We start from the raw sequence: 5,688 nt of genomic DNA, 5'->3' as shown, positions 1-5,688 counted from the left end.
GCGTGGGCGGTGCCCACGCTGACCCCGAACCCGGCAGCGATCTGGGCAAGGGTGTCGTTTTTGCGCAAGTACACCAGTGCGGCCAGCGCTCGGCTTGCCGGCGGCAGCTTGCACCGCCTCCCACCCTCCCGGGTGACGATCAGCATCGTGACCCACTCCACAAGTGCATGCGGGACATCCAATACGGCACGATAGGCAACCAACAGAGCCCCCAGGCTGAAGAGTTGAGCGGTGACACCTTGCTCAACAGCCCGGGGGCTTTGTCCGTTTCACCACCACCGCCTCGTCACCCGATCGGTGGCCAATCTGAAAATGCTCACTGTCTTGGCGGCTCCGCCCGCCCCGTCTCCCGCACCCAACTCCTGCGTAACATTGTGCTGCTGGCCCTGGCGGTCACCGCCCTGGCCCTGTGGCCCGCGGCCGCCAGTGCAGCAGCCCGCCCTGCCGGGGTGTGGATGGCCGCGGCCACCGGTGCCTTCCTGGGGGCGGCCCTGAGCGTCTTCGACGACCTGGCCGAACTGTTCACCACCCCCACCGGAGTCGGCCCGCCTCCCACCGGCACCACCCTTCTGCCCCGGCCCACCAGGCAGGGAACCCGCCCATGAGCGCTCTGACGGCAGCCACCACGATCCTGGCCCTGTCAACCGCCGCGCACCTCCTCGTCACCTTCGGCCTGGTCCGCCGCCTGCGCCTCCACACCGACCTCCTCAACCACCTCACACAGAACACCAGCCACCTCCTTCCCGACCACAGCCCCCTGCCCGCCTTCACCGCCCCCACCACCGACGGCACCACCATCAGCCACACCCGGCTACGCCACCCCGCAGCACTGGCCCTGCTGGCCGTGGACTGCCCCCACTGCCAAACCAGCCTGCCCGCCTTCACCGCCTACATCCGCAGCGCCGGCTACGCCCGCGACCAGGTCCTGGCTGTGGTCACCGCCGGCGACCACACCGCCCCCACCGCACGCCAGGACATGCTCGACGCCCTGGCCCCCCTCGCCACCGTGGTCTGCGAACCCGCCACCGGCGGCACCATCACCACAGCACTGAAGGTCCAGGCCTTCCCGACCTTCTACCTCACCCACCCCGACGCCACCCTGGCCGCCGGCACCCACACGGTCCGCGACCTACCCCCCACCACCCCGCAAACCCCCGCCCGACCTGACCCCACCAAGTGAAACACCCCCGCTACCCCGCGTCGGCCCGATGCTCCCACCGACCGCCAAGGCACTGGACGACGACGCCCGGCAGGAAGAAGAATCCGGACACCGGGCCGAGGCCGAGGCCTTGGGCTTCCATCAACAGCCCAGCGATGTTCTGGTGGTCCGCAGCGCGTGCTGCCCGGCCCTCAAGCATCTGCTCGGGGGTTCGGGTGTATACGGGGTTCAGCAGCCACTCACGGGTCGCTTCCTCCTGCCTGGACCGACGCCCGGGCCCCCGGCCGCAGCGCACGTGTGCGACCCTGCTCCAAGCCGTCCCACCGGGCCGCGGCAAGCGCGGCCGGCCCCGCCGCGGCCCGGCACGGCGCTCTCCGCACCGCCGACGCCAGCCCGTCCAAATGCTGACAGAAGCGCTCCGCATGCGAGCGCAGGAACCCCGCCCGCGGATCAATCCCTCACCCACGCGGCGCAGCGGACAGCCAGTTCGAGCCGGGTGTCGAAATCATGTGACACCCGACTGCCTTCTCTGCGTGTTCCTCCTGTGATCGACGGCCTTCATGAGCATGGGCCAAGAGTCGTGCAGTGCGCGTTGCCAGTACGGCCAGCTGTGTGTGCCTGGTCCGTAGAGATCCGAGGTGAGGTCGGCGCCCAGGTCGCGGAGCTTGGCGACGAATGCGGTGCTCATGTCGGCGCACATCGGTTCGATGACCGGGTCGGGGAGGGTGCCGGGCGGGTCCAGGGGGCCGGGCTGCCCGTTGCCACTGGAGACATAGAGCGGTATGTCCAACAGTCGGTCAGCCAGATCGTGGGGGTTGTGAGCCGCCCAGATGCCGCCGTTCAGCGTCGGGTCGCCCCACAGTGCCAGCGGGTCGTGTCCGTGTCCGACGACCACGCTTTGGATCATGCCGGGGCCGATGCCACGGGTGGTGTGGACGGCGCCGCTGTACGAGGCGGCGGCGCGGAACATCCCCGGATGCCGGGCAGCGTACGACATCGCGCCGAAGCCTCCCATTGAAAGACCGGCGATGGACCGCCGCTGGCCGGCGCAGTAGCCGCGCTCGAGGATCTGCCTGAGCTCGACCAGGTGAAAGGTCTCCCAGCCGGGCGGCCCTGCGGCGCCGTGGTTCCACCAGTCGGAGTAGAACCCGTCCCTGCTCGCGGTCGGCATGACCACCAGCACATCGGCGCCGTCGGTCAGGTCCGCGACGTCGGTCTCCCTGGTCCACGAGGTGTAGTCGTCGTACGCGCCGTGCAGCAGGTAGAAAACCGGCCAGGTCCGGTCGGTGCGGGGCCGCCACCCGGGGGGCAGCAGCAGCCGCACCGGTACAACGGCTTGCAGCGCGGGAGACTCGACAGTGAGGTCGAGCATCCGTGGGCCGACGCAGGTTTCCGCGATGACCCGCGCGCCGTTGTCCGCAGTGATCGGCCTCGGCGCAACGCCGGCGGCGGAGGGGGCCAGCCATCCGACCGCACCTGCAGCCGCGGCAGTGACGGCCGAAGGGGCCGCCACCCGGGGGGCAGGTCGGCGGACCCGTCGGCAGCCGTTCAGCCAGTGACGCCGCGATGCTCGCCGCCCGCGTCGGCGCCCAGGTCGCGGACCGCCTTCGGCGCCGGCCCCGGCGCCGGCCGCTCCGCCGCGGCCGCAGCGCGCGACCCGACGGGCGGCGACGCGATGGACGGGGGAGGTGGCCGGCCTTCGACAGGGCGGCGCCGTCCGCTTTCCGGGCGGTTGCCCTGGCGTCATTTTCCGGCCGCTGGATCCTCTTCCTTGTGTGAGGGCCCGCCAGGGCGGGGGCCAGCACTCCTGATAGAAGCGGATGTCGACAAAAATAGAAGAGACGGCGACGGAGATTAAGAGATCAGCGGAATTCAAACAATTCGATGCGAGGGCCGCATCGGGTGTTAGGTCGAAAGGTCTATAAATATCTCACTGCTGGTGACTTGACAGTCAAACATCGCGCCTTGACATCCGTCCTTTGATGAACGCCAACTTCCACCATGCATCCGGCGCGCAGTTGCCTAATTTTCAGCACTGGAAGGCCCCCAACACGTAACACTGAGCCTTTTCAACTTGAGCTTCAGAACGTCCGCCTGAACGTCTGTGACCTGCAGGAATTGGAGCCTCCCGTCACCCGATCGGTGGGTGAGTTGAAAATGCTCACTCATGAAGTCCGCATGAGGGGCCGCGTGAGAGTAGGGGCTGACTTTGTCGTCACAGCGGCCAAGGGAATATCCGTGAACTCACCGGCAGGACCGGTGCACAAATGAAAGAAGACCGAAAATGAATCGATTGAAGCCCAGACCTATCCGCAAGGCGATTCTCGCAGCCCTTGCGGGCGCCAGCATAATGTCGTTCACGGTGACACCCGCCACTGCCGCTGACACCGGATCGCAAGCAAGTTACGAATGGGCGCCTCGCTTCTTTAATCTCCATCAGTGCACGTACGCTGCACCGGGCGACCACTACACAAATAAGCTGCGGACTACTCCCAATACAAGCTTCAACACCGGCACGGCATATCAGCAAGTTCCTCAGTACGCCCCAATTTGTGGAGAGGGGAGTCCCCGCTACGAATTTCAGTACAACAACTCGGGCGTCTTCAGGGTTGATAAATGGAAGTCGCGGAACAATCGTTATCTGAACATCCATCAGTGTACGTACGTTGCGGCGGGCGACCGCTACACGAATGTCCTGCCGAACACTCCTGCCGTTAACTACAACACTGGCACAAACGTCTCCAACGTCAAAGACACCGCGCTTGAATGCGGCCCTGGCGGCGGCGCATGGGAATTACGCCCGCTCACGTCCGGGGTATACAGTCTGGACATGGGGGGCCGGGCCGGACGGTGGATGAATATTCATCAATGCACTTACTATAACAATAATAGTGATGAGCACTACACGAATATTCTCCCGAACGTATTCCTCCCTACCGGTACAAACGTCTCCAACACCAAAGACACCTCGGTCGAGTGCGCTCCAGGAAGTGCCCCGTGGACTTTCGAGCCCGTCAATTCTGGGGTATTCAGCATCCACCTGTGGTAGTGACCCCGGCAGGCGGCACACGCTCTCACCGGTAGCCCCGGTAGCTGCACGGCCGGGCTGGGAAATAGCAGACCCAAGCAGCGCATCCTGCACTCCCAGTAACCCGGTTCGTCAGCACAACTCGTCCGCGCAAAGGCGAAAGCTATCAGCCGCCTGCCTAGACCGTGCCCACGCACCCCCGCGGACATAGCAACGCAAACCATGCAGACAATCACATGAAGGAGGATGATCATGAAGTCCAGAGGCTTTCTTTCATCTGCTGCCACCGTAGTCATGGCGGCCGCACTGCAAATGATAAACGCCACCCCCAGCCCAGCCGTCACCCCCACACCCGACCTCCGTCCCGGGATTTTTGGTGGCGCCGGACTTGATAGCGGAGGTCAGCACATTAACTATGCTATCGCGGCAGACATAAGCGACTTTCATAGGAATTTAATCCGCACTGCAGCGGGCAATTGGAACATCGACTTGGGTCGCGACTTCCTTCGGGAAGGAGCGAACGCGACACTTCATTTCAGCCAAGGAGATTTGGGGTTCTCACCAAGCGGCAGCAAAATTCTAGGTCAAACAACTGTGAACCGCAGCAATTTCGGGTCCATTACGCTCGACACTCCACACTGGGACCTCCAGAATTCTAGCTGGTACGATCGACTCAGTACGACTGCTCATGAGATCGGTCATGCTCTTGGGTTGGAACACTCAGCAGCGCCCACGGAGTGCAGTGAATTAATGAAGGCCCATTTTTCCCATACTGACTGCGATGTGCTTTCCCCTAATGAGGCCGAGACTAACATGGTGAAGTCACTGTATCAGGCAAGGTATCCGAGTCTTACATGGGGGTGAATATATAGGCGGATCCCTTCCCTCTGAGGCGGCGGAATTGGTTGCTTAAGATCGAACCTCTTCCCAGATCCGCCCGATGGTCGATTTTCGACAGCCCGCATGAGGATCCGTATGAGGGGCCATCGACGCTCGCGACCAACGAGCCTTTTCCGACCTCTCTCACTGGCGCGCTGGAGGTGGGTGCCGTTCGTACGTGAGAAGCCCTTGCTACAAATGCCGCACCCGCCTCACCACATAGGACGGTCTAATACTCCAGTGAACCTCTTTCACCCTCCAGCACAGGATGAAAGAGGTTCAGTAAGAGCCAATGTGGCCATGGCCCTCGTGATGGCAGCGCACTTCCCGTTCGAAGCAATCGCGGTCGAAGGCAAGCTGAACGCGAGGCACACGCGCTCACGGAAGATCTCAGTCAGCTGCGGCGACAGTGAGCTTGTTCAGCGGTGGGTCTCCAGGGTGAGGATGGCTTTGGTGATTGACGTGAGTCTGGTGGGGTGGCAGCGGGCTTTTCGGAGGATGCGCCAGGTCTTGATCTCGGCGATGGCTCTCTCGACGGGCCATCGCAGGCGGGAGTGGGCCCGGTTGACGCACTTCTGTTTGAGCGTGAGGTCCTTTCCCGGCCTGCGTCGGTGGGGAACAG

7 protein-coding genes are annotated in these 5,688 nt (G+C 63.9%); 4 read left to right on the top strand and 3 right to left on the bottom strand.

The window, feature by feature from the left end; translation table 11 throughout:
• Positions 1–203 (bottom strand): transposase family protein (locus ABZX75_RS33685; protein WP_355417877.1); only part of this gene is annotated, 203 nt, incomplete at its 3' end.
• A 171-nt stretch (positions 204–374) separates the two neighbouring features.
• Between ABZX75_RS33685 and ABZX75_RS33680 the strand changes: the two genes are divergently transcribed.
• Both ABZX75_RS33680 and ABZX75_RS33675 read left to right on the top strand, forming a co-directional pair.
• Complete coding sequence (locus ABZX75_RS33680) at positions 375–605, top strand: hypothetical protein (RefSeq protein ID WP_355417874.1); 231 nt, start codon at positions 375–377, stop codon at positions 603–605.
• Positions 602–1,180, top strand: a complete 579-nt coding sequence (locus ABZX75_RS33675; protein ID WP_355417871.1) for a hypothetical protein — start codon at positions 602–604, stop codon at positions 1,178–1,180. The genes ABZX75_RS33680 and ABZX75_RS33675 overlap by 4 nt, the downstream gene beginning before the upstream one ends.
• A 484-nt stretch (positions 1,181–1,664) precedes the next feature.
• Here ABZX75_RS33675 and ABZX75_RS33670 read toward each other — a convergent pair whose 3' ends face one another.
• On the bottom strand, positions 1,665–2,531 hold the full coding sequence (locus tag ABZX75_RS33670; RefSeq protein WP_355417868.1) for an alpha/beta hydrolase family protein: 867 nt from the start codon (positions 2,529–2,531) through the stop codon (positions 1,665–1,667).
• A gap of 912 nt (positions 2,532–3,443) precedes the next feature.
• Between ABZX75_RS33670 and ABZX75_RS33665 the strand changes: the two genes are divergently transcribed.
• Positions 3,444–4,208, top strand: coding sequence for a hypothetical protein (locus ABZX75_RS33665; protein ID WP_355417866.1), 765 nt, complete (start codon positions 3,444–3,446; stop codon positions 4,206–4,208).
• 231 nt (positions 4,209–4,439) lie between these two features.
• Positions 4,440–5,051 (top strand): snapalysin family zinc-dependent metalloprotease, encoded by a 612-nt coding sequence (locus ABZX75_RS33660; protein WP_355417863.1) that lies wholly within the window; start codon positions 4,440–4,442, stop codon positions 5,049–5,051.
• Positions 5,052–5,485: 434 nt separating this feature from the next.
• On the opposite strand, the gene ABZX75_RS33655 is transcribed toward ABZX75_RS33660, so the two are convergent.
• Positions 5,486–5,688 (bottom strand): transposase family protein (locus tag ABZX75_RS33655; RefSeq protein WP_355417860.1); only part of this gene is annotated, 203 nt, incomplete at its 5' end.

It is taken from the genome of Streptomyces sp. NPDC003038, assembly GCF_040611115.1.
GTDB lineage: Bacteria > Actinomycetota > Actinomycetes > Streptomycetales > Streptomycetaceae > Streptomyces.
This window is presented reverse-complemented; position numbering and strand designations above follow the sequence as displayed.

Excerpts from the sequence above, each read along its gene's own strand:
- ABZX75_RS33675 (WP_355417871.1), top strand. The coding sequence starts at position 602 with ATGAGCGCTCTGACGGCAGCCACCACGATCCTGGCCCTGTCAACCGCC.
- ABZX75_RS33670 (WP_355417868.1), bottom strand. The coding sequence starts at position 2,531 with ATGCTCGACCTCACTGTCGAGTCTCCCGCGCTGCAAGCCGTTGTACCG.
- ABZX75_RS33665 (WP_355417866.1), top strand. The coding sequence starts at position 3,444 with ATGAATCGATTGAAGCCCAGACCTATCCGCAAGGCGATTCTCGCAGCC.
- ABZX75_RS33660 (WP_355417863.1), top strand. The coding sequence starts at position 4,440 with ATGAAGTCCAGAGGCTTTCTTTCATCTGCTGCCACCGTAGTCATGGCG.